The following is a 23,804-nucleotide window of genomic DNA, read 5'->3' on the forward strand; positions in this document are numbered from 1 at the left end:
TATTTGTTTCCGGTAGTCAACAACCGAAGCTAAAAGTGTGATTAAAATTTTATTGTTTGTACGAAAGATAAAGATGCTGATTAAACCAAACGTTTCCGCGAAGGGGCAACGGTCAAAAATTCTCTTCCGCTCCATGCCTCCAATAATTACCTCCCGGGCGATGCCGCTGCGCAAACTATTTTAAACTAACAACCAGCGTGAGCTGCAGCATATATAAAACAGGTATTAACAGTACCTTTTATCGGGTAAAATACGCCAACAACGGCATGTTAAATACATCCGAACTATCGATGAAAATATAGCGTTATAGCGGGTTGTCCTGGTGTATAAAATCTTCAAAATGCCTAAATTTATTTATTAAAGTTTGTCAATGAAAAATTGGGCGCTGCTGTTAATACTGGTTTTGCCGGAAGTTTACTGTTATGCTCAGTATACTTGCGGTACAGATGATCAGCATACCTGGCTGCTGAAACATAACGCTGCGTACCTGGGCCAAATGCAAACCAAGAGGCCGGCATTGCGTAACAGCTACAGACCTGCAACAATACCTGACACGATACCTGTCGTTGTTCACGTGATCTACCTGGTAAACACTTTTGGAGCTTTTGGCGATATTTCGGATTCTTCTATTGCAAATATGATGGAAAACCTCAACCAGTCCTTTAATCAACCAACACCCGGTGGAACGAATATAGGATTGTATTTTATGCTGGCGCAAACTGATCCTGACTGCCGGCCGACCAAAGGAATAATCAGGGTAGATGCATCCGGGGATAAAGAGTATGTTTTACACGGCGTACACATGGGCAATGCTGCTGGTGGAATTTCGCAGGAAGCGCTTGCAGCCAAAAGTTTCTGGGACAATACAAAATACCTGAACATTTGGATTGTATACCAGTTTTCCGATCAAAACGTTGGTGGCTATGCCTTCTATCCAACAGGCTTTCATACAGTTTTTGATGGCGTGGTTTTAAGTTATAATGCTGCCTGGCATTCTGTTGTGCATGAAGTGGGCCATGCCTTTGACCTGTTTCACACTTTCCAGGGTGCTGATGGAACAACCTGCTCTTCAAATACTGATTGCTCTGTTGATGGCGACATGATATGCGATATTCCGCCTGTATTGCAAACCAACGTCTGCGATCCTTCAGCTGTTAACCCTTGTACAGCTGCGCCCTACGGAAGCAATGCAGTGTATAATCACATGTCGTATAATGAATGCCGCCATTTATTTACGCCCATGCAACGGGACCGTATGCTCAATGCTTTGCATGCGTACCGGACTTCGCTGTTAACAGCCAATACTGAATGGCCGCCTCCTGTAGCTCCCGTGATAAGAATAGTAGCAGACGATGCTGATAATGTTATTGAGAAGAACCAGCTGGTGACATTTACGCCCACGGTAACCGGTAGTGCTGCTGTACAGTATCATTGGTTAAAAAACAACTATGAGGTTTCAACCAGCCGGGTATACAGCACCACTAACCTGCTGCATGGAGATGAAATTGTTTGCATGATTGAAGCCACTGATCTTGCATGCCATGTTCCGGTAAAATCTGTCAGTAACACCATAAAAATATCAACAGATCGGCAACATTTTGTAAGCATCTATCCCAATCCCTTTTACAACAAGATTACTGCATGGACACCATCAGAAAGTAGCACGATCAGTGCCATCAGGTTATTTGCCGTTGATGGAAAATTGCTGGAAACAAAAATCTTCACACCTTCGTCCATTGTACAGTATTCAATGGTAAGCAGGCCGGCGGGCATATATTTGCTGGAATTTACAACAAGCAAAGGACGAGAGTTGATCCGGGCAATAAAAGGTGCTGTAAAATTTTTCTGAAAGATGTTGCCGGCATAGAGTAGGAGCGTTGCACATCCACTTTCTAAAAATAGTTCCCTTTAAAGCGTACAATTAAAGCCAAACGCTCAACAGTATTGGCAGCCCTCAACACACCGGTATTTTCAAAGTTAAACCCGGGTCCTTTTTAATTATTGGGGTGAGAAAATTCCTTCTGCTCCGGGTCTCCAGGCAAAACCTCCCAGCTGCGATTGAGCTTTACCAATAGCCATTGCCGTGGTTGATATCTCAATCTGCAGCATAGTTGGTACAGCCCCCGAGCCATATGCAGCTATCAGGCGTGTTCTTCGGAAATAAATGTACCTGTGTTGCTGAAAGTAGTTTCCCATTTTACGCCATTGCGGTTAAAATGCGCTTTCCAGTTACCATCTGTGGTCAATTTCCACTCATACACACTGTCGTTGGCATTCCTGGTTCTGAAAGCTGCCAATACAGTAGCAGGTACAGCGCCGCTAAGGCTGGTAATATGGTCTTCATTTTCATGGCCGCTATCGTCAAAGCTTGCCGAATGGCGCTGGCTGTTGTGGTTAAACTCTACATGGAACAAGCTGCCGCTTTTATGCCACTCCAGTTCTGATGCACCGGAAAACCTGGCTGTAAAGGCTGTTACCACGACTGCCGGAACAGCGCTTTGAGGAATGACTGTAATTGCTTCGGTTGTGGTTGAGGTTACATCTGCCTTTTTGCAGGAGGTTAAAAAAAGCAAGGTAAATGCCGCCAGTATTGCGAATGTCTTTTTCATTCAATTCATTTTTTAAAGGTTAAACACTGTTGTTACACTTATTGGTAAATGCAGCGTTAAGAAATGTAACCGGCTATTTAATTTTTTTTGCTTTTTATTGGATCACTTCATAAGTTATACCTGGCGGTATTATTTTTAATTTGATGGTAGTTTTATTTATAGTCCTGTCATTTAATTTTACAAACATGTTCTGTGTCGCTGTAGTGGCTCGTGGACTCAAGAATCAATTCGTCTGCAATAATTGCCTGCCACGGTTTGTATGAGCTCTTAATAAGTTTAATTGAATTGCAGACAGGATTACAACCCAAATGCTGCAAAAGAAAGTCTTGCATGGAAACAGGAGAAGTATTGCTTTGGATAGCACCCATAAACAACCCGCAACACTTGTTGCAGTAATACGGTTTAAAGCAGTAATTCAGCTGGTGTAATTTAATAAATATCAGGAATGATTCACAGGCGAGGATCGGATAGCAAGCAGATTTTCATGTTCAGCCGATTGATAATTTTCGTCAAGTGGTTTGCTCAAATCAGCTGGGTTAAAAACCTGGAAATGATGGTTATTAAAAAACTGAATTAAATCGCCTGCAGTATAATTGAATGGTTTTTGCAATATTTCTGAAGATTCAAAATAAACTTTATTGGTCTTTAGCAGGGTTTCTTTTGCTCCTTTTAAAGCCATTAATTCATAGCCTTCAATATCAATTTTCATCAGGTCTATGGATTTTAAATCAGCGGTAAAATCATCCAATAAATTCTGAGACACTGAAATGGAATTGGAGTCATCAGTCACAACCTTGTTCATGTCGTCAAAAATACTTGAAAACTTGACCATGCCTGTTGTATCACCCAGGGCGACGTTATATGCTGTTGCAATTTTTTCAAATTTATTTAGTTGGATGTTTTCTGAATAAAATTTATAGGTTAAGGGGTGAGGTTCAAATCCAATGACTTTTCCTTTCGGCCCAACAATCTGGCAAGCCATTAATGACCATGTTCCGATGTTGGCACCAAGATCCACAAAGGTTTCTTCTTCTTTAAGATTTTGATGAAGAAAGTTGCAGTCTTCATCTATATAGCGTTTATCTATAAATAGCTGCATTGAAACGAGGGACCTGTTAAACCGAAAAAGAGCCCCATGGTAATTAATAACGAAGACTTTGCATACACCGGTTTTCCAAAGGAGGTAACCGGCCAGGAAGCGAAACGGTCTTTTGTGCGATAGCAGTGCTTTTATTTGTCTTTTCATATCGTGATTGTTCTTTTAAAAGTCATGGGATAACAATTTTTTCTTAATTTTTTTAGAAATTTTCAGTTGGGCTGCAAGATTTTCTAACCAGGGCCTTGTCCAAAGATTATTATTGCCCGTTCTATGAAACAGGGCTTGATAAAATGTTTGAACAGTACAAGGTTGCGCCTTGCTTATGGCCAGTAACACAAACGGCTTTTCATAATGAACAGAATTTTTCAAGTGGGATAGAGTGAGACGTCAGGACTTTCGTCCAGATAGCACATTTTGCTTTCGAAACCATCGATGACGTCAGCAAGAAAAATACCTTCAAACAATTTATTCTCCCTTTTTTAAGCATTTACTTTGTAAATGAAATTCCGGAGAGGGTAGATATTGTTGATTTATTTTCATTGTAAGTTTTAAGTGCGTAATTAAATAACCGTAACCAACATACATATTAATATTTAAAAATGCAATGATATTAAACCATAATTTTCTTTAGCGGTGACACATTAAAATGAAAATAACCACCGGCACAGCTGTCTTTACAGGTACATTAAACTGCAATTCAACAGCAATTAACGTTAAGATCTGTAAGGCCGCGGTTACACAGTTTGCCGGGAAGAAGTGTTGTTCAGCTCCCTTTTTATTATACCCGAATTGACTACATGCTTAACTGGTGCCAGGCGCAGCACTTCGGTTGTTGTACAATAATACCAGCAACCGCTTTTTTAGAATGGTTAAATTTTAATGACGATACAGCCGTGAATCAACAATAGCAAAGTATTTATCGACGGAAACTGGCTGATGACTGACAAGTTATCCACGGGATACTGCATGCCTGACTGTGGTTAAGTATTTGTCCATCGACTGCGAGGCGGTGAACCAGGGTACGGGAGAATTTCTGCACACCCTAAAAAAAAATTCTTTACACCGGGATAGCTACTATCTCTGGTGTAAAGAATTGTCAGTTTGAAATTATTCGGTCTGCCTATCTGATGGTGTCCAGCACTCCCATTAGTTACCACCTCTATCCGGTGTTACTTTTCCCTTACTTTATTCTTTAATAAATCTTACAACTTCCATTCTTGTTTTTGTAAACATTCTAAGATTGTAAATTCCTGTTGAAAGACTATTAATATCGAAAGACACAGCAGCCGTGTTGCCCGCAGAAACCAACGCTTCTTTTAACGCAGCTCCGTTGGCATCAATAATTTGTAAAGTGGCGCTTTCAGTCAATGCAGTTATCTTAACAAACAATATGTTCTTTGCAGGATTGGGGGATAACCTCATGCTGAAAAGTTCATTTTTGATATCTGCTGACACTATTTTACTGTAACTAAATTCTCCGTTACTGTTCATCATTTTAAGCCTGTAAAAGTTGAGACCCGGTATTGGCTGTTGGTCAGTACTAACATAATTGGTTACAGTATTTGTATTGCCTTTTGCAACTGCATAACCAATTGCAGTAAAATCGCTGGTGGCAGTACCGCGTTCGATAGAAAACCCCTGCAGGTTCTGCTCGCTTGCTGTTTGCCATTGCAGTAGTACAGTGTTGTTTTTTTGCAGTGTAGCAGTAAACTCCGTAACCTTAACAGGCAATGGGCCACTTTCCGGACCAAGCAAAAACTTTGCAACAACACCGAAATTACCGGGGTACTGTCCAAAGCCTGCTGCAAATAAAGCATTACCCGAGATTACCAATTTAGCTATTCTGTCATTGGCGGCACTTACAACGGTTTCCACATTGCCGCCACCGCCACCAAAAGTATTGTCAGGGCTTCCGTCTGTATTGTACCTTGTAATAGAAAAATTCTCATTATTGCCGTTTACATAATAACCACCTATAATTATTTTGCTGTCATTTTGAATGACAACTGATGTTCCGTATTTGCCGCTGATGATGCTGTATTGGGGTTGCCCGCCATTAAATGTGTTATCATTGGTTCCATCCATATTGATGCGTAAAAAAACAAACCTTGCATCTATGCCCTGTTTTTGATCATTTATGTAGTACCCCCCAGTGATGATTTTCCCATCGTTCTGCAGTGCAATTGACCTGAAATAAATTGCAGGATTGCCAGAATAATACTCAAAAACACGTACACCCGTTGAAGCAAAACTAATATCAGGAGAACCATCGGTATTGTACCTTGCTATAGATGAATAGGTGTTTTTACCCAACACAAGTATTTTACTATCGCCCTGTATTTTAAGATCGTCACAAACAAATGGCGTGTTTATTTTTCCGTTGGTACCAAAACTGATGTCTGGTGATCCGTTCGTATTGTAACGGTAAATACCCGTTCCGGCGACCATAATTTTTCCATCGCTTTGAATGGCAACCGAAGTAATGGAATCGGCGTTACCAGCTGTACCAGTTACCAGCCCATCTCCATCAAACGTTACGTCAGGGCTGCCATTGGAATTGTACCTTGCGATAGCAAGCCGGCCAGCGGAAATACCTGCCAATACAATTTTACCATCCGCCTGGATAGCTATTGCCCTGGCCCGGTCGTCAGTTCCTCCAAAGTCTGTTAATAATTTACCGTCACCCGAAAAAGAATTGTCCAGGCTTCCGTCCGTGTTATAACGGGTGAGTGCAAAATCAACATTCAGTCCATTCAGGGAATATCCTGCAGCGAGAATTTTTCCATCCGGCTGTACAGCGGAACCCGCGTAAAAGGTAGCACCCTGGTCAAGGTTGTCAATCAGTATGCCTGTTGTATTATAGCTGTTATCAAGACTGCCGTCAGCGCCATTAAAACGTGCAGTTGCAATATGGATGAGAGCACCTTCTGCATTAATGCCGAGGGCAAATAATTTTCCATCAGCCTGGATGGCCAGTGATTTTGCAAAGCTGTAAGCACCTGGTGCAGCCACCTGTCTTCCATCGCCGGAAAAGGAATTGTCAGGACTTCCATTTGTGTTATAACGGGCAATGGCGAAGCTGCTGTTGGTATTGTCGGCTGTTTTACCCGCCAATATGATTTTGCCGTCAGTTTGAATAGCAAGGGAGTACGCCTGGTCATTAATACCTCCAAAACCTGTGGTTACCATTCCGTCCGCGTCGAAGGTGTTATCCAGTCCTCCGTTGGCATTGATGCGTGCCAGCGAAAAACCTCCGTCGAGCCGAAGTACTATTTTACCATCCGCCTGAACAGCGATTTCATTAATTCCAGCGATGTTTTCCTGGCCGTTGCCATTTAAAGAATTGTCCGGTGTTCCATCAGCATTATACCTCAGCAAGACAGATCCGCCTACCAATATTTTTCCGTTGCTTTGTACGGTAACACAATTGGCATTTACCCTGAAGCCATACGAAACAATGCCGCCAGCGCCAAAGCTTCCGTCCTGGCTTCCGTCAGTATTATACCGGGCAACCAGGATTACCTGGTTAGAGCCGTTGCTAACGATACCATCTCCGGTTACAACAATTTTTCCGTCACTTTGCAGTGCAACGCCGGTAGCAATATTCTTGTATTGAAAATAGGAGAATTGAATGCCGGTCGTATTAAAAGTATTGTCTAAACTGCCATCGGTATTGAAGCGGGCAATTTCAAATGGACCTGCCGCAACAACCGCTACATACCCGGTATTGATATTGTGCGTGGAGCCTGCCACTACAATTTTTCCATCGGGCTGCAATACTGCATGCGGACCTGTCATCACAAGGGAAACAGCAACACCGTTTCTGCCATAACTTATATCAGTTGATCCGTCGGCATGTCTTTTATTAATCGCAACCTGGTCTTCTGTTTCCAGTATAAGATAATAACTGCCGTCAGCCCCGTACAATACCTGTTGGCTTGCATAATTAAAATTTGCCGGAGCGCCCAAATTGGTTCTTACAATTCCATTTTCTCCAAAAGAAAGGTCGAGCTGCCCGGTCTGAGCATAGCCAATAGATAAACATGCGACTAGCGCTACGGAGAGTACATTTTTTTTCATTTAAATTGTTTAATGGTACAAATATGAAAGTATACTTACCAGGATGATACATGGTGAATAAAGTGGAGCTCAAAAATTATCGGAATGTTTCTTTGGCGGGTATCGTAGGTATCGAAAAAAATGATCGGGTAAGCAATTGCAAACATATTTAAACTTAATCATTATTTCAAATATAACTTTGAGCGTAACTGCAATTCATAACATAAAAACTGCGACTAACAAAAGGATTTCAATCACAGCAATCCGTCCCATTTACTGGCCACAGTTTTACACTGCTGCAATCATACCCGTGAGATATGCCAACAACGTCAATTCATTTTTCATGTACGTTTATTTATTGTAAGAAGTGAAATTTATTTGGATCTTTCAATGGCGTAAGCATAGTACATTGCTTGTCGAACACAAATGCCAATTCTTTTTTCGCTCCTGACATCGAATAAAAAACTTCCCAATCTTTGTGGCTCAACAAATTATTTTAAACAACAACCGGCATCAGCCTGGAGCCTTGCCAGCATGTTAGCGCCGGGTACATTTCTTTCGCTCTGCGCCTTCAATAAAAACTTCCCAAAAGAGGGCTTCGCACGATTACATTAGACTTCAACTGGCCTGAGTTACAGTACCTGCAGGCCTGTCGGGAAAGGCTCCACTTTTCTTTGCGATTTATAATACAGCATTTACATCGCACCTGATACGGCTTGTTCATTTAAATCTAAAGCAAATCAACAATGGTGTGAAAAAAAATAAACAGTAATGAGGAAAACTTGACTTGGTCTTTTAGAAAAGTGAGATTAAACAGCTGAAATATATGTCCGCTATATCTGGATTGACTATTGCATCACCAGGCTGTAACTCTACACCAGCGTATCTGTAAACCCATGATGTAAGTTACGCCCGATTTGTTGTTATGCTGTTACCCGATTCCAATTTCGTGATAGTCCGGAAACGATTTTAAATACTCTGATTAATTGTATTACCTGGTATTGCACATATTTAAAACAACTTTAAAATACTTAACATAACAAACTAAAAACCCCTTGTCATGAAAAAGAAAACAACAACCAATGAAAATTTTTTTGAAAAATTTTCGTCAAAAGTTACAAAGGCCACAGGCAGCACGCCTGCTATTTTGCTGGCGTTTGCTTCTATAATTATATGGGCAGCATTTGGTCCGGTTTTTCACTACTCTGAAACCTGGCAGATGGTGATTAATACCGGCACAACCATTATTACTTTCCTGATGGTATTCTTAATTCAGAAATCACAGAACAAAGAGTCGCTGGCAGTACAGTTAAAATTGAATGAATTGGTGGCCGCCCATGAGTTTGCCAGTAACAGGTTGGTGGATGTAGAAAATATGACGGAAGAAGAACTTAAAGTGATTCAGAAATATTATATGAAGCTGAAAGCCGCTACTGAAAAAGAAGAGACGCTTCAAAAATCTCATTCCATTGATGAAGCAGCGCACATGCATGAAATAAAAAAAGAAATCGAGTCAAACATTCAAACAGCACTGGATAAATAACAACAACATGCGTTTCATCTACCGTTTATTGTTTTTTGCAAGCGCCTTGATGTTGTTTACCAGCTGTGAAGTTTTAAATAATTCATCCAAGTACAACTTTATTGATGGGTATTATAAAAGCAAAATTCAATCAAAAAAGCCAGTTAAATATTATGTGGTAGCTGCCAGTGATTCTATCAAAGTTTATCCTGCCCACCCCGGAACAAAAAAAATAGATACCGTAGGTACGATTACTATTTTTTTTCCGCCCGTTGAAAAGGCAACATCCTTTAAGGCGGTTTCTTTCAGAACTGAAACTTTTGACCTGGATGTGTTTACCATTTTATTTAAATACCGGCGTGCGGTAAGGCAATTTCCAAACCAGCTCACCACGGGATTTAATGGCGCCCTGTTTACCGGGTACAGAACAGATGTGTACAAACTATCCTATAAGGAAAATCCGCTGAATTTATCAAAACGGGACATTGCTCATTATGGCTTCAGCGTAGGGGGATTTGCAGGGCTTGGAACAGCCAGGATGGATGAATATGTTACGCTAAACCGTATCAATTATCAATACGATGCAGCTGTAGTAACCACTGGTCTGGCAGCCGAGTTTGGTATCAATAAAATCAACTTCGGGTTAACTTATGGCTTTGATTTTTTAACTGACAGAAACAAACAGGTTTGGATCAATAATGGCAAACCCTGGCTGGGCATCAGTATTGGGCTTAACATCAATTAATCCATCCTGCTGAATTAGTCTTTTTTTTGTTGGATCAGGTCTTCTACCAAAAAGATTCGCACTCATGCGACCGGGTGGTATTACTCCACAAAATACTTAGAACATACAACCAGCATAAGCTTCAGCACCTGATGCCCCGGCAAAAAAACAGGCTGCTGAATCGCTGAATAGTGTGCCATAAGCTAATGCAACTTTGGCCGGATAAAATAAAACGGTTACATTCAATTTTAGTTGGATTTACCCAACTGCAATGTCATAAGCCAAAAGTGAAAATAAGGCTGAAACGACAAACAAAACAACAAACTTCAACGGACAACATGATGAAAAAATTATTGGGTCATTCCTTTCTTTTAACGGTGTTATTCTGGACTCATTTAAAGGCACAAACTACCGGTGGTACTGTAGCGGACAATGTAACTTTTTCCAATCCATTGAAGGTGCAATTGGGCGACCCTTATGTGTTGCATACAAAGGGTATGTATTATATGTATGGCACCGGTGGGGGGGCGGATCATGGGTTTGCTGCTTATTCTTCAAAAGACCTGGTAAACTGGAAGCAGGAAGGGCAGGTGTTTTTCAGCAATAATAAAAATGGCTGGAGTGATGTAAAAGCGAAATGGGAGGGTGCTTATTGGGCGCCGGAAGTGTATGCCGTAAAAGGCAAATTCTACCTGTTTTATAGTGCACAGTGGAAACTTAATCCCGGGAATGAAGAAGAAAATTTTCGTATTGGAGTAGCGGTGGCGGATCAACCCACAGGACCTTTTACTGATTTGTATACCCACCCGGTTTTTGATCCCGGCTATCCAACAATTGATGCCAACGTTTTTTTTGATACCAATGGTAAATGCTATTTATATTATTCCCGTGTGGCATACAAACATCCTGTAGAAAGCGAAGTGGCAGCATGGGCCAGGAAGCAGGGCTGGTACAAAGAAATTGAAGAAAGCTGGGTATATGGTGTGGAACTTAAACCCGATTTTTCTGGTGTAATTGGCAAGCCAAAATTAATGCTCCGGCCCCCGGTTAGCCTGAAAGACAAGCAGTCTGAATGGGAGAGCAGGTCTGTTACCGCACGGGAAGTAAACCGCCGCTGGACGGAAGGCTCGGTAACGTTTAAAAAAGACGGCATCTACTACATGATGTATTCTGCCAATCATTTTGGCGGACAGTATTATGCCATTGGGTATGCCACGGCATCAACACCTTTAGGGCCTTATAAAAAAGCAGCCAATAACCCGGTGCTGCAAAAAAATACAGATAAGGGTGGCGAAGTTTCCGGTACGGGTCACAACAGCATTACCTACTCGCCTGATGGTAAAGAAATGTTTTGCGTATATCACGGAAGAACTGCCGCCACAGGTGATGAAAGGGTTGTTTTTATTGATCGTATGAAGGTGAAAGCTGGCAAAATAACCATTGCGGGCCCTACTACTACGCCCCAAAAACTGCCTTCGGGTGTGATCTCCATCAACAAATGACATTCCGTACCTGTTGCAAAAAGACAGTTTTAATGGAGTGATTGCCTTGAATCATTAAAGGCTGTACTTCGCAATAACATTTCAGTCATTAGCCGTGGCGTTTGGCTATTTTTTGATCCACCACCGTTGCGATAGAACTTGCCCGGCTATGTCAATAGGGCAGGCCGATAGTAGCCTTGGATAGCGTCCGTTAACAACGTTTTTTTGCATGTGTTGAGCGCAACAGGAAACACAGGCGGCCATTCAAGTTGCATGGAAGAGCGGGCAAGTACAGAACATTCCCTAATAATTTTTGTCGTCCGCCGAAGGTCCATAGATAGACGGGACCAAAATATCATTCAGGCGCATGTATACCGTCAGCTGGCCGCGGTGATGCACCCAATGATTGATGCTGGACCCAATGCATTCGTTTTTAGTTTGCCGCATTAATTCTGTTTCACCATTTCTCAACACAAAGGGAGCTTCCAGTGCTTCATCGGTAGCTTGCTGAAGGGCTACTATTGCACCTTCAAAGTTATTTTCAAAATGCTCCAGCAAAGCCTGGCTGGTACCTGGTGCAACATGGCTAAAAGTAGTAAAGTCAACCACCCCACTTGTGATGGCGGTGCTGATCCATAAAGGAATTTCCGCTACGAGTAAACTCAGGTAGCCCAGGTTCATCGATTTGGGGTGTGGCTTGTAATCATACAAATTGTCCGGGATGCGCTCAAGGCATTTTTTTGTTGCGGTATATTCTGACTGCAGTTCTTTGCTATAGGCATTGGTCAAAATGTTACTCATACAGACTGTTTCTTTTTTCTGCATCAAACACAATGCCTGTCTTCTCCGGGCTAAATAAATCACTTGAAGTAGGTAATACGAAAATCGAAAAAAGAAGACGGATCAGGGAACTGCAAAGGCCGCTCGCCTGACAAAATAAATCCTTTAAAATAGGTAAGCCTGTCTTTGCTGTCAAATTCGATTGCTGAGTTAAAATGCAGATCACTTCCGTCAAGTTGGTTATGAAGTATGGCCGTTTGAAAGGGATATTTTGCATATTGCCACGCATACGCATCATTAAAGATTGACAGTACCCCTGCCTCGCCGGATAGAATGGTGGTAGATATCGGAATGTTTGCAATACCTCTAAGTAACAACTGACGCTGATTGTAAAGATTGCTACCCCGATTGTCCCTTGATGTAAACTGGAAATAAATAAAATGATCGTTGATCTTTCTTAACGTGTCAGTATAACCGCTTTGTATTTGACTGATTGATCCCCCGGCGTCATAAATGACGGAATCTGCTGTTATAGTAGCAGACGTTAACGTGTCTTCGGGAGTGCCATTCACCGGGTAAGGGCGGTTAGTGGTCATGCTGATGAGTTGGCCATTGTTGTTAAAAATGGCTGCAACAGTGTCTAAGATTGGAGTGCCACGGGGCAGGCTCGACCGCTGATCTAACCATTTGAGGCGATAATTCCCGCCTGGCATCAGATTTTTGGTAAAAACGATGGTTTTGAGTAATCCGTATAAATCCCGCTGCTCTATTTTTTGTAAAACGTTCTGATCGTCATAAGTAAACAACGTTTTAATTATACTGGTTGTATCAGCCGCAGATGTCTTTTTGAACTTAAAGATCACTTTCGAAAGAAGATGATCATTATTGTAACTCAATTCGGTAACAGAATTGAAAGGAAACAAAGTATCTTCTGTTACAGATGTAAGTATTATTTTATTATTGGCGCTGTCATAATAATAATTCTCAACAAATTTGGATGCGTACCTGATACTCTTTATTAAGAGGGAGGAATCTTTGCCAGCAGGTAGTTGAGTCTGAATAACGTTGTCGTGATTTTTTGAGCATGAACAAACACACTGAAGAATTACAGACCAGTAAACGAAAAATGAACAAATTTTGCCGGGGCGTTGTTTCATTTCCTAAATAATAATAAAGATATATCTAAATTGTGCTATTTCAAATGCAACCGTTGGTGAAGCCTGCAACATCATTTCCTTCGTGTTAGGCGACTTAACCAGGCTATAATGCGAGTCGCCTTCAATCCTTAAAGGCTATCCTTCGCTATCACGCTCCAGTCATCGCTGCCATGGCCTTTGGCTATCCATTGATCCATCACCGTTGCAATAGCCGGTATAACGGTCAGTGTTGTCGAAGCCTGGCTGGCCGCATCCATCATCAGTCCTGCATCTTTGCGGGCCATATTCAATTCCCACGAGGGTTCATTAAAATTGCCTTCGGTAATCTTTTTTAACCGGGCCGGAACGCCGACACCCGGGTTCCAGTTATTGAACAGGGTAAGCAGATCAGATGAGGATATGCCATGCACTTTTGCAAGTGCCAGCGAATCAGCAAGCCCGGCCGTCAGGCTTAATAAGAAAAGATTCCCCGAGAGTTTGAGCCCGGCAGCTTTACCTTCTTCCGCGCCAAAATTAAGGAGCTTGCCCGTCATGGCAGCTAGTGCCGGCGTATGTTTTTCAATTACAGACTGCTCGCCCGATACCAGCATAAAACCCGTGCTATCCAGGGCATTTGGCGGACCCATAAAAACAGGCGCGTGCAGGTAGGTAAAACCCCGGCTTTTCCAATCCGCTGTTCTTTTTACAGCACCCAATACAGAAGTAGTAGTATGATCTATTATAACGGCGCCTGGCTTAAACCCTTTGCTGGCAGTTGCCAGCACTTCGTCTACAGTGGCGTCATCCTTAAGAGTAACATGAATCACATCCGCACCCTGTACTGCATCGTAACTATTTTCAAAGGCTTTGGCGCCAAATATTTCCATGGCTTTTGCCCTGGCAGCAGTGCGGTTCCATACCTGCACGGCCTCTCCTTTTTGTAACATCGCCTTCACGAAGTTGGAACCTAATAAACCCATACCTAAAAATGCTTTCATACTACATTGTTTTTTGTAAAGTTAATTAAATGGTTGCCGTTTGGCCGGATATTGTAATCGGACAGGGGGTAAATAAAAACAGTAATCCAGGCAAAATAAAGCAGCTGAAACATCACTATAATCAGAGCTTCAGTTTTTTCTTTATCCACTCCTCCGTTGCTGCTACCAGCAACGCTATGGTGTCTGTTTTACCAGCCTTAAAGGAATGATCGGCACCCTCAATCTTCACCAGTGATGCACGTTTCAGCGATTTACAAACAGGCGCTACAAGCTCCCATGTTGCAAGGGCGCCTTTTGTACCCTGCAGAAAAAGCATTGGTTGTTTCACCAGCTTTAAATGTTCCGCACGATCAGTGGAAGGCTTGCCGGCGGGGTGCAATGGGAAGCCATAAAAAATAATCCCCTTCACCGCAGCATTTTTATACTCTGACAAATATTGCGAACTCATTCTGCCACCAAAAGATTTACCGGCTATAAACAGTGGCAGCGATGGAAACAATTGTTGAGCTTTGGCAATAGCCGCCGCAATGGTTTCATGCGCAACAGCAGGCGTGTCTGGTCTGGGTTTTTTCTTTTCCATAAAGGGAAAATTAAAACGAAAAGTACCTATACCTTTTAATGCTAACGCGTTTGACAGCGTTATCATAAACGTATGGTTCATGCCTGCACCGGCGCCATGCGCCAGCACGATGATGCAGCTGCAATCTTCAGGCAGTATATATTCTGCAGACACATTTCCTGTTTCAGCAGATACAGGTAGTACAAGTGACTTTGTCGTCATATAGTTATATTGCTTTAACGGTACTAAAAATAATACATCTTGTTAAATAAGTGGCCGGCGCAACTATTTTCAGATGATTTTGCAGGGATAACAGTCGCCCGATATACAAGCGGCCGGGGCCGCTATTGATTTGTTAACCAGTATCAACATTTTCAATGACCATGGTTCTGTTAACAGTTTTGCTGCCGGTATATATTTGCGGGTAATAAGATTAAGGTTTTTTTTGTAAGACCAAGTGCCTCTCTTGACTTTAATATAGGGTGGCTGTTTGCCTCCAATCAAAAACTCGCTGGGTTACGCAACTAAACAAATTAATCATTCCCGGTAGAAGATCAGAGCGACAAATTAACCTTGCTTCATTTTGACCGGTACAGTTTATTTATTGCAACACCCAACCAATTTAATAAAAAGAACACCTGACAGGTGGCAGCTACCTTTACCGTGTCTTATATCTGTGATTGAATTTATTTCTTAATGATGTACCGCTCTATATTTTTGTTAGCATTGCTTTTAGTCGCTCAACTGGGTAAAGCCCAGGATGGTTTGATGATAACCGGCAGGGTGGCCGAAGCTGCCAGTGGCAAGGCTATCCAAAATGCTACCGTACACTTAACGGGCAGCAATAACAGCACACTTACAAAAATTGACGGGTTGTTTCGTTTGGTCAACACCAAGGGGTACGACAGTATTGAAATAACCTGTGTGGGTTTTGAACCTGTAAAGTTGTTGGTAACAAAGGGCCGGGCGCTTAACCTGGTTATTGAAATGAAAAACAGCACGGGTGCATTACAAGACGTTGTGATTGGCAGCGCCAAATTACCGGGCAAAGCTTTTATGCAAAAAGTGATTGATCATAAAGCGACTAACAACCCCTCTAAGTTCACGAGTTACAGTTATACCAGCTATACCCGCTGCGAGCTGGATATTGACCAGGTAGATTTTAAAAAAGCAGGTGGTAAGGGATTGAAGAGCCTGATGTTGAAAACCTACAACAGTATTGATACTACTGCGGCCGATGATAAAGAGCTGCCCATTTATTTTGCAGAACGGCTGGCTACTAATTATCATTCGGTATCGCCGCATTATGACCGGGAAAATATTATTGCGAAAAAGAATCTCGGCCTCAAAACAGATAATCTTATCAGCAAACTGGATAGATTTTATTTTAATTTCAATGTGTATGACGACTGGCTTCCCCTGTTTGAACAAACCTATGTGAGCCCGGTTAACACCAATGCATTTAATTATTATAAATTTTTTGAGGGGGATACGCTTGTTGAAAATGGTGATACCATTCAGCAAATCCGCTTTACACCACTGCGTGCCTATGAGCGTGCTTTTACCGGTACGCTCTGGATAAACACCCATACGCTTGCTGTTGAAAGTATAAATATGTACCTGAGTAAAACTGCCAATATCAATTTTGTATCGGACATCAATTATAATGAAACATACCAGCAGGTATTTGACAGCAGCGCCGGTACACTCGCCTACATGCCATACAAATTTTCATCTGAAATAAAATTTGAAAGTGGACTGGCCTTGCTGGGAATACCGGGTAATGAGCATAAGAAGGGAATGAAATTTCTTATTAAAAACACCACGGTAAGCGATAATATAAAACTGAATGCGGGGGATGAAGATGGATTTGTATCCAGGCTGATAAAAAAAGAACAAACAACAGACTGGGATAAGCCGGATGCTTTTTGGCAGCAGCACCGCCCGGATTCGCTCACCACGCACGAAGCGAATATTTATAAAATGGTGGATTCCCTGAAACAGAACAAACGCTTTGAAAGAGATATCAGGCTGGTTGCTTTTGCCGGCACGGGCTATTGGGATTTTGGCAGTTCTCTGAGGCTCGGTTCGCTGACTTCTTTCTTTAGTAAAAACTCCATTGAAGGTATGCGCTTTCGGGTTGGTTTCTGGACCATGCAGGGCATCAGTAAAAAGCTGAATATTTTTGGGTACGGTGCTTACGGTACAAAAGACCAGAAGCTGAAAGGATTGCTGGGTGTTAAGTACGTGTGGAACGCAGCCCGCTGGACAAAGACTTCCCTGAGCTTTGGCAGTGATTATGATTTTATAATAGACCAGCCAGACGAAATGGATAAAGACAATATCATTAATTCACTACTGCGTAAAAAAATTCCTTTTACCCGGATGTATGTTAAAGAGTTACTGGTCAGTCATGACCAATACTTATCGCCTGATTTTAGTATAAAAGGAGCTGTAGGATACAAGGAATTAAACCCGGTTTTTGATTTTAAATACCGCCCCATTAATCCTGATATTGATAAACCTTATGACAGTGTGTTTGTAAAGAAATTGCCAGTGGCAGAAGCTTCTTTTGTAATCCGCTATGCGCATAAGGAACGTGCTGCAATTCTAAATTACGACAGGATAAGGCTGGGTACATTTTACCCGGTTGTTACAGCAGGTTATACTTATGGATTTGAATTAGGCTCCGCACAATTTGAATACCACAAACTGTTTGCCTCGGTTGAACAAAAACTGCGCCTGCCGCCAAAGAGCATGCTGTTTTATAGACTGGATATAGGGAAAGTTTTTGGAACCATTCCATACCTTCTGTTAAATATACCTGCAGGCAATGAGTATTATGTAACCAACCGCTATATATTTAATACAATGGCGCCGTATGAGTTTGCGGCCGACCGGTATGTCAGCCTGCATAGCCGTTTTTACCTGGGCGGTGCATTGCTGGATAAAATTCCGTTGTTGCAAAAGCTGGGCTGGCGGGAACGTTTTTCATTTAATGCTTATTGGGGCGATATGACGCAGAGTGATATGGACTATAATAAGAATTCCAATTTTAACCTGATTCGAAAAACGCCCTTTATGGAGGCTGGCGCTGGCATCGGCAACATCTTTCACATTTTATCCGTTGAATACTACCGGCGGTTTAATTACCTGGGTAATCCTTATGCAAAAAAAGGGAGGAGTCTACCTGGGGCTCACTTTGTCTTTTTAAGCTTTTGCTTTTCTTCCGGTTGGGTTTAAGAAGAACAAACTTTACAGGTGATATCTGATCATTAGTTTAAACTAACAGCAGGCAAAAGTAGCCGAACCTGCGATTTTCCATGGAACCCCAAACTTATTATGGAACTGATATAACTTAACATGTTCTCTAAAACTCAAATTAAAACGGTGGCGTTTTATTTTATTGCAATACCGGATTTAAATACATAGGCCCCCGACTGTACATTCACAATATGATACCCGTCGTGAAAGCCCTTATAGCTTGCACCTTTCAATTGTTTGACTGTTATTCCGTTTTCAGTTAATACTCCGCCTGTATCACCCGGGATATAAATAGTTGCCGATGTATTAAAAGGCACTTGTACTTTCAGCGTGAACAGGCCTGGCTGCCTTTTCCATTCCGATGATATCGTTCCTCTCATTGTTTCAATCCTTGCTGTTGCAGTGGTAAGACTATCCAACAGCATTGGCTTTACTATAAATGACGCAAATGCGCAACTGTTTTCATCCGGTTGTATGCCGCCGATGTATTGATAAAACCAGGCATCGATGCTACCCATCATCACATGATTTTTTGATTGTTTCAATGTCCAGAATTCGCATACCGTTGTATACAGCCGCATCATATCATTCCAGCTGGGGGCCGTTTTTTGATTGATGATTCCCCAGGCAACGCCGGCCCGGCCCAGCAGCGCCAAGGCTTCGGGCATGTATTTGGTACCCAGTACGCCTGTGGTTAAATGGTTGCTGTTATTCGTCAAGATGTCTTTTACAAGATTATCCAAAACCCGTTGCCGGATGTTTCCTGGAACAATTCCCAGGAACAATGGAAACGCATTGGCCATCTGGCTGCCATCTTCATAATTGGCAGTTTTAGTATCCAGGAATCTGGAATTGTATTTTCCGGCAATGTTAATCGTGAGTTTTTTGAAATACACTTCGTCCGCAGTGTTACCGATTATACCGGCCACTTTGGCCATGATGGTTGCATTCCAGTAATAATATGCCGTGGGGATGGATTTGGGATCGCCTTCTTTCCAGCCTTTCACCATGCTGCCCCAGTCGCCGATCCACCCGGAAGGGAGCATCAAGTCTATTGCCTGTTTGTCAAGAAAATGCATAAAACGTTTCATAGCCGGGTAATGTTCCGCCAGCATTTGCTTGTCGCCGTAATGGGTGTAATACTTCCACAACAGCACGGGGTAGGTACTGCTCCATTCAATGCCGGTATCCCTGATATAGGGCCGCGGTGAAATAATAGGTATATCACCAGTTGCTGCGTCCTGATTTTCGCGAATTCCGGCAAGCCAGTTCCGGTAAAACAGGGCCATGTTAAAATTATACATTGCTTCGTCTGCGGTAACCTGTGCATCACCCAGCCAGCCCAGGCGCTCGTCGCGTTGCGGGCAATCCATCGGGTAGCCCAGCATATTACTTTTTTGCGACCATACTGTTGCCTGGTGTATTTTGTTTACCAGCAAATTATCACATTCAAAATTGCCTGCCGGCTCATTTGTGGAATAAACAGCATGGCCTTCAACGTTCAATAAATTCAACGGACCGTTTTGCGCCGAGATTTCCACGTATTTAAAACCGAAAAAAGAAAAATGTGTTTCATATGTTTCCACACTGTCGCCTTTCAATATGTATTCGGCTGTTGCGTTGGCATGCTCGTTACTGGTGATATTAAGGGAGCCGTCGGCATAAATATCTTCGGCAAATTGTATCGTCAGCTTTGTATTTTTTATGCCACTTATTGTAATGCTTGCCCAGCCTGCAAAATTCTGCCCCATGTCAAATACCTTGGTGTTGGGCTTTGGGCTATTGATTTCCTGCGGTTTAAAAATTTCCTGCACTTTAATGGCGGGCATGGTGTGTGCAACCAGGCTGGCTGCCGGCTTTGCAAAAACCGTAACTGGCTTCCATGCTGCATCATTGTACCCGGTGTTTGTCCACCCCTGTTGATCCATGTTGGCATCATATACTTCGCCGTCATAAATGCAACTGTACAGGACGGGACCCGGTGTGCAACGCCAGTTGTTATCAGTTGTTATCCAGCTGCTGCTGCCATCAGTATACCTTACCAGAATTTGTGCAATTGCCTTCTTGCTGCCAAACCATTGCATGCGGTATGTGTCCCACCATTTTTTATAAGGATTGTACCAGCCGTTACCGACATGAATGCCGATCGCATTGTCACCCTGCTGCAGCAAAGCAGTTACATCATAGGTATCGTACAACACATATTTTTGGTAAGGTGTTTTGGCCGGTGCCAGCACATGATTGCCTACACGCTGACCGTTGATGAAGAATTCGTACAAGCCCAGCCCGGTAACGTAGGCTCGTGCTGATTGAATTTTTTTCGGCAACTTTACTTCGTGGCGCAGTAAAAGCGAACGGCCGTCGTGCACGATGCTGTCCTTGCCAGGCAGTTGTTCTCTTACATCTTTATAAAAGCCTTGCGCCGGCAGAGCTTCCAACGGGGTGCCATTGCCGATCCAGCTGGCTCTCCAATCCCCGCTATTTAAAAAAGCAGTCTCAAATTTATTTATTGAGCTTTCAACTCTTTTTCCGTTTCCGTTCCAGGCAATTACTTTCCAATAATAGATGCTGTTTGAACTGAGCTTATTGTTACCCAATGCATGCTGAATGGTTTCGCTGGAAATTACTTTTCCTGAGTTCCACGTATCCGGCTGATTGCGTTTGAGCAGCGCCATCGATGTAGCCACCATCAGCTGGTAAGCTGTCTGCACCTGGTCACGGTCCGCCGAAGTAATGACCCATGAAAAACGGGGATGCATCACATCTACGTTTATAGGTGCTTCCGCGTATTCCACCAGCATTTTTTTGAATGTAAGGGACGGGTTTTTACCCTGCGTGTATTCAGTCAGCAGGAAGCACGTAAAAATGGTCATTAATAATCCCAGGCTTTCATGCAGTTTTGAGGCAAACGTTTTTCTCATTTAATTAAATCAATTTATTTACCCGGCGGATAAATAATGCCGGCCAGGCAGTATACAATAAATCAGATTCTAAAGTAATTGTTTTATTGAGCTCATCCAATTTCTTCGTTTTTCTACGGATAATTAAACAGTTCTTTTAAACAGGGATCAGGGAAGTGGGATATGAAGTTTAGCCACAGCCATCTTACAAACCAGTTTTAAATCAGATCCGGCTTACGGTATGGTTATTGGTTTAAAGCTGGCACATTAAAATATAAACATGAGCAATCAAAAACAATTCGGAGTCTGGATGGATAACCACCAGGCTGCGGTAGTAGGAAATGACAATGCTGAAGGCGAAACATTAACAGTACTTGCCCACATAAAGGGGGAAGATATTTCCCCAAACTCCAGTGAGAAAAATTCGAACAACCACGAGAAAACACTACAGGCAAAATTTTTTAAAGAAATAGCCTCTCATTTGGTCAATGCTACGCATGTACACGTAACTGGTACCGGCCAGGCGCAGGAACAGTTTATTCACTACCTGGAAAGTACTCCTCAATTTAAAAATAGTAAGACGGAAGAGTCAACGTCTAACAAAATGAGTGATGAAAAGCTGGTAGAATACATTACAGCTAAATTCTAATTTATTACCGGGACGACGGCAACATGATGGCCGATATTGCTGTCGTCTTTTTCAATTATAGCCCTTGGGTAAATTACAGCCTTATCACACGGCAGTGAAGCTATTCCAAAAATAAAACTAAAAAGCGGGGTTACATTAAAGTCAGGGTCTTCAATATTTTATACCAAATTTGTCCATCTTAAAAAGCCCGCACTTTCCGGAATTACGCTGCTGCTGGCGCAAACCATAATGTTGTATAAAATGGAATGTTTATCAGGATAAGATATGATATCGGTTCCTACGACTTTACCAGATAAAATCCTGTACGGATATAATAGCGGTAAAACGGCCTGACAAAAGATTTGATGCTGATTGGTGTAGTGAAGGCTTGTTTAAAAGGTGACATTATCTTCAATCCTTCTTTTTTTAACAGTTGCCGGAGACTTTTATTGTTGAAAAAATTGATGTGCTGAAAGGCACAAACATTAGCAGCCAGCAGAACAGCTTTAAACTGGTGTTCACTGGTAATAGTTTGTGTTACAGCCATTTTTTCTTCTATAGCTGCACAATCGGGTACATCAAAATAAACAATGCCATTTTGCTTCAGCCTGCTGTTTATCGCTTTAAGGATGCTGCAAGGGTCAGAAACATGTTCCAATACCTCGTTTAAAATGATCAGATCGAACAACATATCACTATTGCTGTCTGTAGTTATGACTTTTATGTCTTTCTGTTCCATGTAGCGTATCCTTTCCAAAGAATATTCAAAAGCATAACAGTCAAATCCCATCCTCTTCGCTATTATTAAAGAGTCTCCGAAACCGGCGCCAAAGTCAAGCACTTTAATATCGGCAGGTTTTTTACCTAAATTTGAAATGGTAAAATTGAATATTTTTTCATAATAGGCAACACTTTCCCCTGTGCTCGCAGTCCACTCTCTGGCCAATACAGGATCTATCCATTTATCATACAGTTCATCCAGCATTTCATCGTCCAAAATATATTTTTGATATGCCAGCGAGCAAGCATTACAGCGTACAATTTCAAAATCTACATCCTTCAGTATTTCCATATTGGCATTTCCCTGGTACGATTCAAACATATACTTTTGTAAAAGCTCCTCGTTGAAACTTCTTTTAAAAAAAGACCTGAACGTTGTGTGGCCGCAGGCAGGGCATGCTTCTCTTGTAAGGATATGTGCAGACATCAGAAATGATTTTTGATTAAAAAATGTGATTTATTCTATCATACCTTCTACCTCTCGGCAGAGTTAAAATATGAAAAGATGAATACAAGATAATGAAATTATATATTTATTCCTTACAATTTGTAATTTACATAAAATCATGCAGCATTAAGGAAATAATGCGGTCGCTTCATAAATGGGCAGTGCTCTTTTAAATCGTTCAGATTCTGTAACGCAACAAATCGCACATTTATTTTTAAAGGTGATCATTTTATCATTGCCGGGCATGTATGTTTTCCAGATAACTTCGGATATGTATTAAGACTCTGAAGCAATACTTTATCTAAAATGAGATACCAGGTATACGTTGTTGAATTATCGAAAAAAGTATTTACGGAAAATGCAAAATTCCGGGCTGCCAATCCGCAGTTTAACGGTGTGTTACAGTGTCTGTATGTAGGCATGACGAGCAAGACGCCTGCGGAAAGATTCATGCAACACAAAACCGGGTATATAAATAAAAAAGGGCACAAGCTGTCTGCCAATATTGTGCAGAAATACGGAACCTATTTACGCCCCAGCCTGTATGACCATATCAATCTAAAAGCAATGACCATGCAGGAAGCGCTGATCATGGAAGAAAAACTGGCCCTGGATTTAAGAAGGAAGGGATATGCGGTTTGGTTTAATTAATAGTACACCTGCGCCCTGTTTGCACCGGAAGTAATTGGTATAAATACATCAACAGATTTAATTACCGGAGACCCGCAGGGACTACATCAAACACCGGGCAAAAATTACCGTCGCCTATCTTACCGATTTCATCCTTAGTAAAGCCTGTGGTTATCCCATCAGCAGG

Annotated in this window: 16 protein-coding genes; 7 read left to right on the top strand and 9 right to left on the bottom strand. The window is 42.0% G+C overall.

Features of this window, described 5'->3' with window-relative positions:
• The first annotated feature begins 370 nt into the window (after nucleotides 1–370).
• A complete protein-coding gene (locus JWR61_RS14390) occupies nucleotides 371–1,849 on the top strand; it encodes a zinc-dependent metalloprotease (RefSeq protein ID WP_301928465.1) in 1,479 nt (492 codons plus the stop codon).
• Between the two features lie 292 nt (nucleotides 1,850–2,141).
• On the opposite strand, the gene JWR61_RS14395 is transcribed toward JWR61_RS14390, so the two are convergent.
• From JWR61_RS14395 to JWR61_RS14405, 3 genes are all read right to left on the bottom strand, one after another.
• Complete coding sequence (locus tag JWR61_RS14395) at nucleotides 2,142–2,609, bottom strand: hypothetical protein (RefSeq protein ID WP_301928466.1); 468 nt, start codon at nucleotides 2,607–2,609, stop codon at nucleotides 2,142–2,144.
• Between the two features lie 439 nt (nucleotides 2,610–3,048).
• Nucleotides 3,049–3,708 (bottom strand): FkbM family methyltransferase, encoded by a 660-nt coding sequence (locus JWR61_RS14400; protein WP_301928467.1) that lies wholly within the window; start codon nucleotides 3,706–3,708, stop codon nucleotides 3,049–3,051.
• 1,185 nt (nucleotides 3,709–4,893) lie between these two features.
• The gene (locus JWR61_RS14405) at nucleotides 4,894–7,788 is read right to left on the bottom strand and encodes a T9SS type A sorting domain-containing protein (RefSeq protein WP_301928468.1); all 2,895 of its coding nucleotides are present in this window, start codon (nucleotides 7,786–7,788) and stop codon (nucleotides 4,894–4,896) included.
• Nucleotides 7,789–8,827: 1,039 nt separating this feature from the next.
• Here JWR61_RS14405 and JWR61_RS14410 point away from each other — a divergent pair.
• The 3 genes from JWR61_RS14410 (at nucleotide 8,828) to JWR61_RS14420 (ending at nucleotide 11,515) form a co-directional block, all read left to right on the top strand.
• A complete protein-coding gene (locus tag JWR61_RS14410) occupies nucleotides 8,828–9,310 on the top strand; it encodes a low affinity iron permease family protein (RefSeq protein ID WP_301928469.1) in 483 nt (160 codons plus the stop codon).
• A gap of 7 nt (nucleotides 9,311–9,317) precedes the next feature.
• On the top strand, nucleotides 9,318–10,034 hold the full coding sequence (locus JWR61_RS14415; protein ID WP_301928470.1) for a hypothetical protein: 717 nt from the start codon (nucleotides 9,318–9,320) through the stop codon (nucleotides 10,032–10,034).
• A gap of 317 nt (nucleotides 10,035–10,351) precedes the next feature.
• A complete protein-coding gene (locus tag JWR61_RS14420; RefSeq protein WP_301928471.1) occupies nucleotides 10,352–11,515 on the top strand; it encodes a glycoside hydrolase family 43 protein in 1,164 nt (387 codons plus the stop codon).
• Between the two features lie 282 nt (nucleotides 11,516–11,797).
• Here the strand turns inward: JWR61_RS14420 and JWR61_RS14425 are convergent, their stop codons facing one another.
• The 4 genes from JWR61_RS14425 to JWR61_RS14440 form a co-directional block, all read right to left on the bottom strand.
• The gene (locus JWR61_RS14425) at nucleotides 11,798–12,295 is read right to left on the bottom strand and encodes a DinB family protein (RefSeq protein ID WP_301928472.1); all 498 of its coding nucleotides are present in this window, start codon (nucleotides 12,293–12,295) and stop codon (nucleotides 11,798–11,800) included.
• Between the two features lie 59 nt (nucleotides 12,296–12,354).
• Complete coding sequence (locus tag JWR61_RS14430) at nucleotides 12,355–13,431, bottom strand: hypothetical protein (RefSeq protein ID WP_301928473.1); 1,077 nt, start codon at nucleotides 13,429–13,431, stop codon at nucleotides 12,355–12,357.
• A gap of 128 nt (nucleotides 13,432–13,559) precedes the next feature.
• Nucleotides 13,560–14,408, bottom strand: a complete 849-nt coding sequence (locus JWR61_RS14435) for an NAD(P)-dependent oxidoreductase (protein WP_301928474.1) — start codon at nucleotides 14,406–14,408, stop codon at nucleotides 13,560–13,562.
• 121 nt (nucleotides 14,409–14,529) lie between these two features.
• Entirely contained in the window at nucleotides 14,530–15,189 is a 660-nt protein-coding gene (locus JWR61_RS14440; RefSeq protein WP_301928475.1) for an alpha/beta fold hydrolase, read from the bottom strand.
• Between the two features lie 474 nt (nucleotides 15,190–15,663).
• Here JWR61_RS14440 and JWR61_RS14445 point away from each other — a divergent pair, with 474 nt between their 5' ends.
• A complete protein-coding gene (locus JWR61_RS14445) occupies nucleotides 15,664–18,210 on the top strand; it encodes a DUF5686 family protein (protein ID WP_301928476.1) in 2,547 nt (848 codons plus the stop codon).
• A gap of 155 nt (nucleotides 18,211–18,365) precedes the next feature.
• Here the strand turns inward: JWR61_RS14445 and JWR61_RS14450 are convergent, their stop codons facing one another.
• Nucleotides 18,366–21,152: a family 78 glycoside hydrolase catalytic domain gene (locus JWR61_RS14450; protein WP_301928477.1), complete on the bottom strand. Its 2,787-nt coding sequence runs from the start codon at nucleotides 21,150–21,152 to the stop codon at nucleotides 18,366–18,368.
• Between the two features lie 259 nt (nucleotides 21,153–21,411).
• On the opposite strand from JWR61_RS14450, the gene JWR61_RS14455 reads away from it, so the two are divergent.
• Entirely contained in the window at nucleotides 21,412–21,780 is a 369-nt protein-coding gene (locus JWR61_RS14455) for a hypothetical protein (RefSeq protein WP_301928478.1), read from the top strand.
• 277 nt (nucleotides 21,781–22,057) lie between these two features.
• Here the strand turns inward: JWR61_RS14455 and JWR61_RS14460 are convergent, their stop codons facing one another.
• A complete protein-coding gene (locus JWR61_RS14460; RefSeq protein ID WP_301928479.1) occupies nucleotides 22,058–22,966 on the bottom strand; it encodes a class I SAM-dependent methyltransferase in 909 nt (302 codons plus the stop codon).
• A gap of 327 nt (nucleotides 22,967–23,293) precedes the next feature.
• Between JWR61_RS14460 and JWR61_RS14465 the strand changes: the two genes are divergently transcribed.
• Nucleotides 23,294–23,638, top strand: a complete 345-nt coding sequence (locus JWR61_RS14465) for a ribose-5-phosphate isomerase (protein WP_301928480.1) — start codon at nucleotides 23,294–23,296, stop codon at nucleotides 23,636–23,638.
• Nucleotides 23,639–23,804: the final 166 nt, after the last annotated feature.

This window comes from Ferruginibacter sp. (genome assembly GCF_028288465.1).
GTDB lineage: Bacteria > Bacteroidota > Bacteroidia > Chitinophagales > Chitinophagaceae > Ferruginibacter.

Excerpts from the sequence above, each read along its gene's own strand:
- JWR61_RS14415 (WP_301928470.1), top strand. The coding sequence starts at position 9,318 with ATGCGTTTCATCTACCGTTTATTGTTTTTTGCAAGCGCCTTGATGTTG.
- JWR61_RS14445 (WP_301928476.1), top strand. The coding sequence starts at position 15,664 with ATGATGTACCGCTCTATATTTTTGTTAGCATTGCTTTTAGTCGCTCAA.
- JWR61_RS14420 (WP_301928471.1), top strand. The coding sequence starts at position 10,352 with ATGATGAAAAAATTATTGGGTCATTCCTTTCTTTTAACGGTGTTATTC.
- JWR61_RS14450 (WP_301928477.1), bottom strand. The coding sequence starts at position 21,152 with ATGAGAAAAACGTTTGCCTCAAAACTGCATGAAAGCCTGGGATTATTA.
- JWR61_RS14430 (WP_301928473.1), bottom strand. The coding sequence starts at position 13,431 with ATGAAACAACGCCCCGGCAAAATTTGTTCATTTTTCGTTTACTGGTCT.
- JWR61_RS14400 (WP_301928467.1), bottom strand. The coding sequence starts at position 3,708 with ATGCAGCTATTTATAGATAAACGCTATATAGATGAAGACTGCAACTTT.
- JWR61_RS14425 (WP_301928472.1), bottom strand. The coding sequence starts at position 12,295 with ATGAGTAACATTTTGACCAATGCCTATAGCAAAGAACTGCAGTCAGAA.
- JWR61_RS14435 (WP_301928474.1), bottom strand. The coding sequence starts at position 14,408 with ATGAAAGCATTTTTAGGTATGGGTTTATTAGGTTCCAACTTCGTGAAG.
- JWR61_RS14455 (WP_301928478.1), top strand. The coding sequence starts at position 21,412 with ATGAGCAATCAAAAACAATTCGGAGTCTGGATGGATAACCACCAGGCT.
- JWR61_RS14440 (WP_301928475.1), bottom strand. The coding sequence starts at position 15,189 with ATGACGACAAAGTCACTTGTACTACCTGTATCTGCTGAAACAGGAAAT.
- JWR61_RS14395 (WP_301928466.1), bottom strand. The coding sequence starts at position 2,609 with ATGAAAAAGACATTCGCAATACTGGCGGCATTTACCTTGCTTTTTTTA.
- JWR61_RS14465 (WP_301928480.1), top strand. The coding sequence starts at position 23,294 with ATGAGATACCAGGTATACGTTGTTGAATTATCGAAAAAAGTATTTACG.
- JWR61_RS14390 (WP_301928465.1), top strand. The coding sequence starts at position 371 with ATGAAAAATTGGGCGCTGCTGTTAATACTGGTTTTGCCGGAAGTTTAC.
- JWR61_RS14460 (WP_301928479.1), bottom strand. The coding sequence starts at position 22,966 with ATGTCTGCACATATCCTTACAAGAGAAGCATGCCCTGCCTGCGGCCAC.
- JWR61_RS14405 (WP_301928468.1), bottom strand. The coding sequence starts at position 7,788 with ATGAAAAAAAATGTACTCTCCGTAGCGCTAGTCGCATGTTTATCTATT.
- JWR61_RS14410 (WP_301928469.1), top strand. The coding sequence starts at position 8,828 with ATGAAAAAGAAAACAACAACCAATGAAAATTTTTTTGAAAAATTTTCG.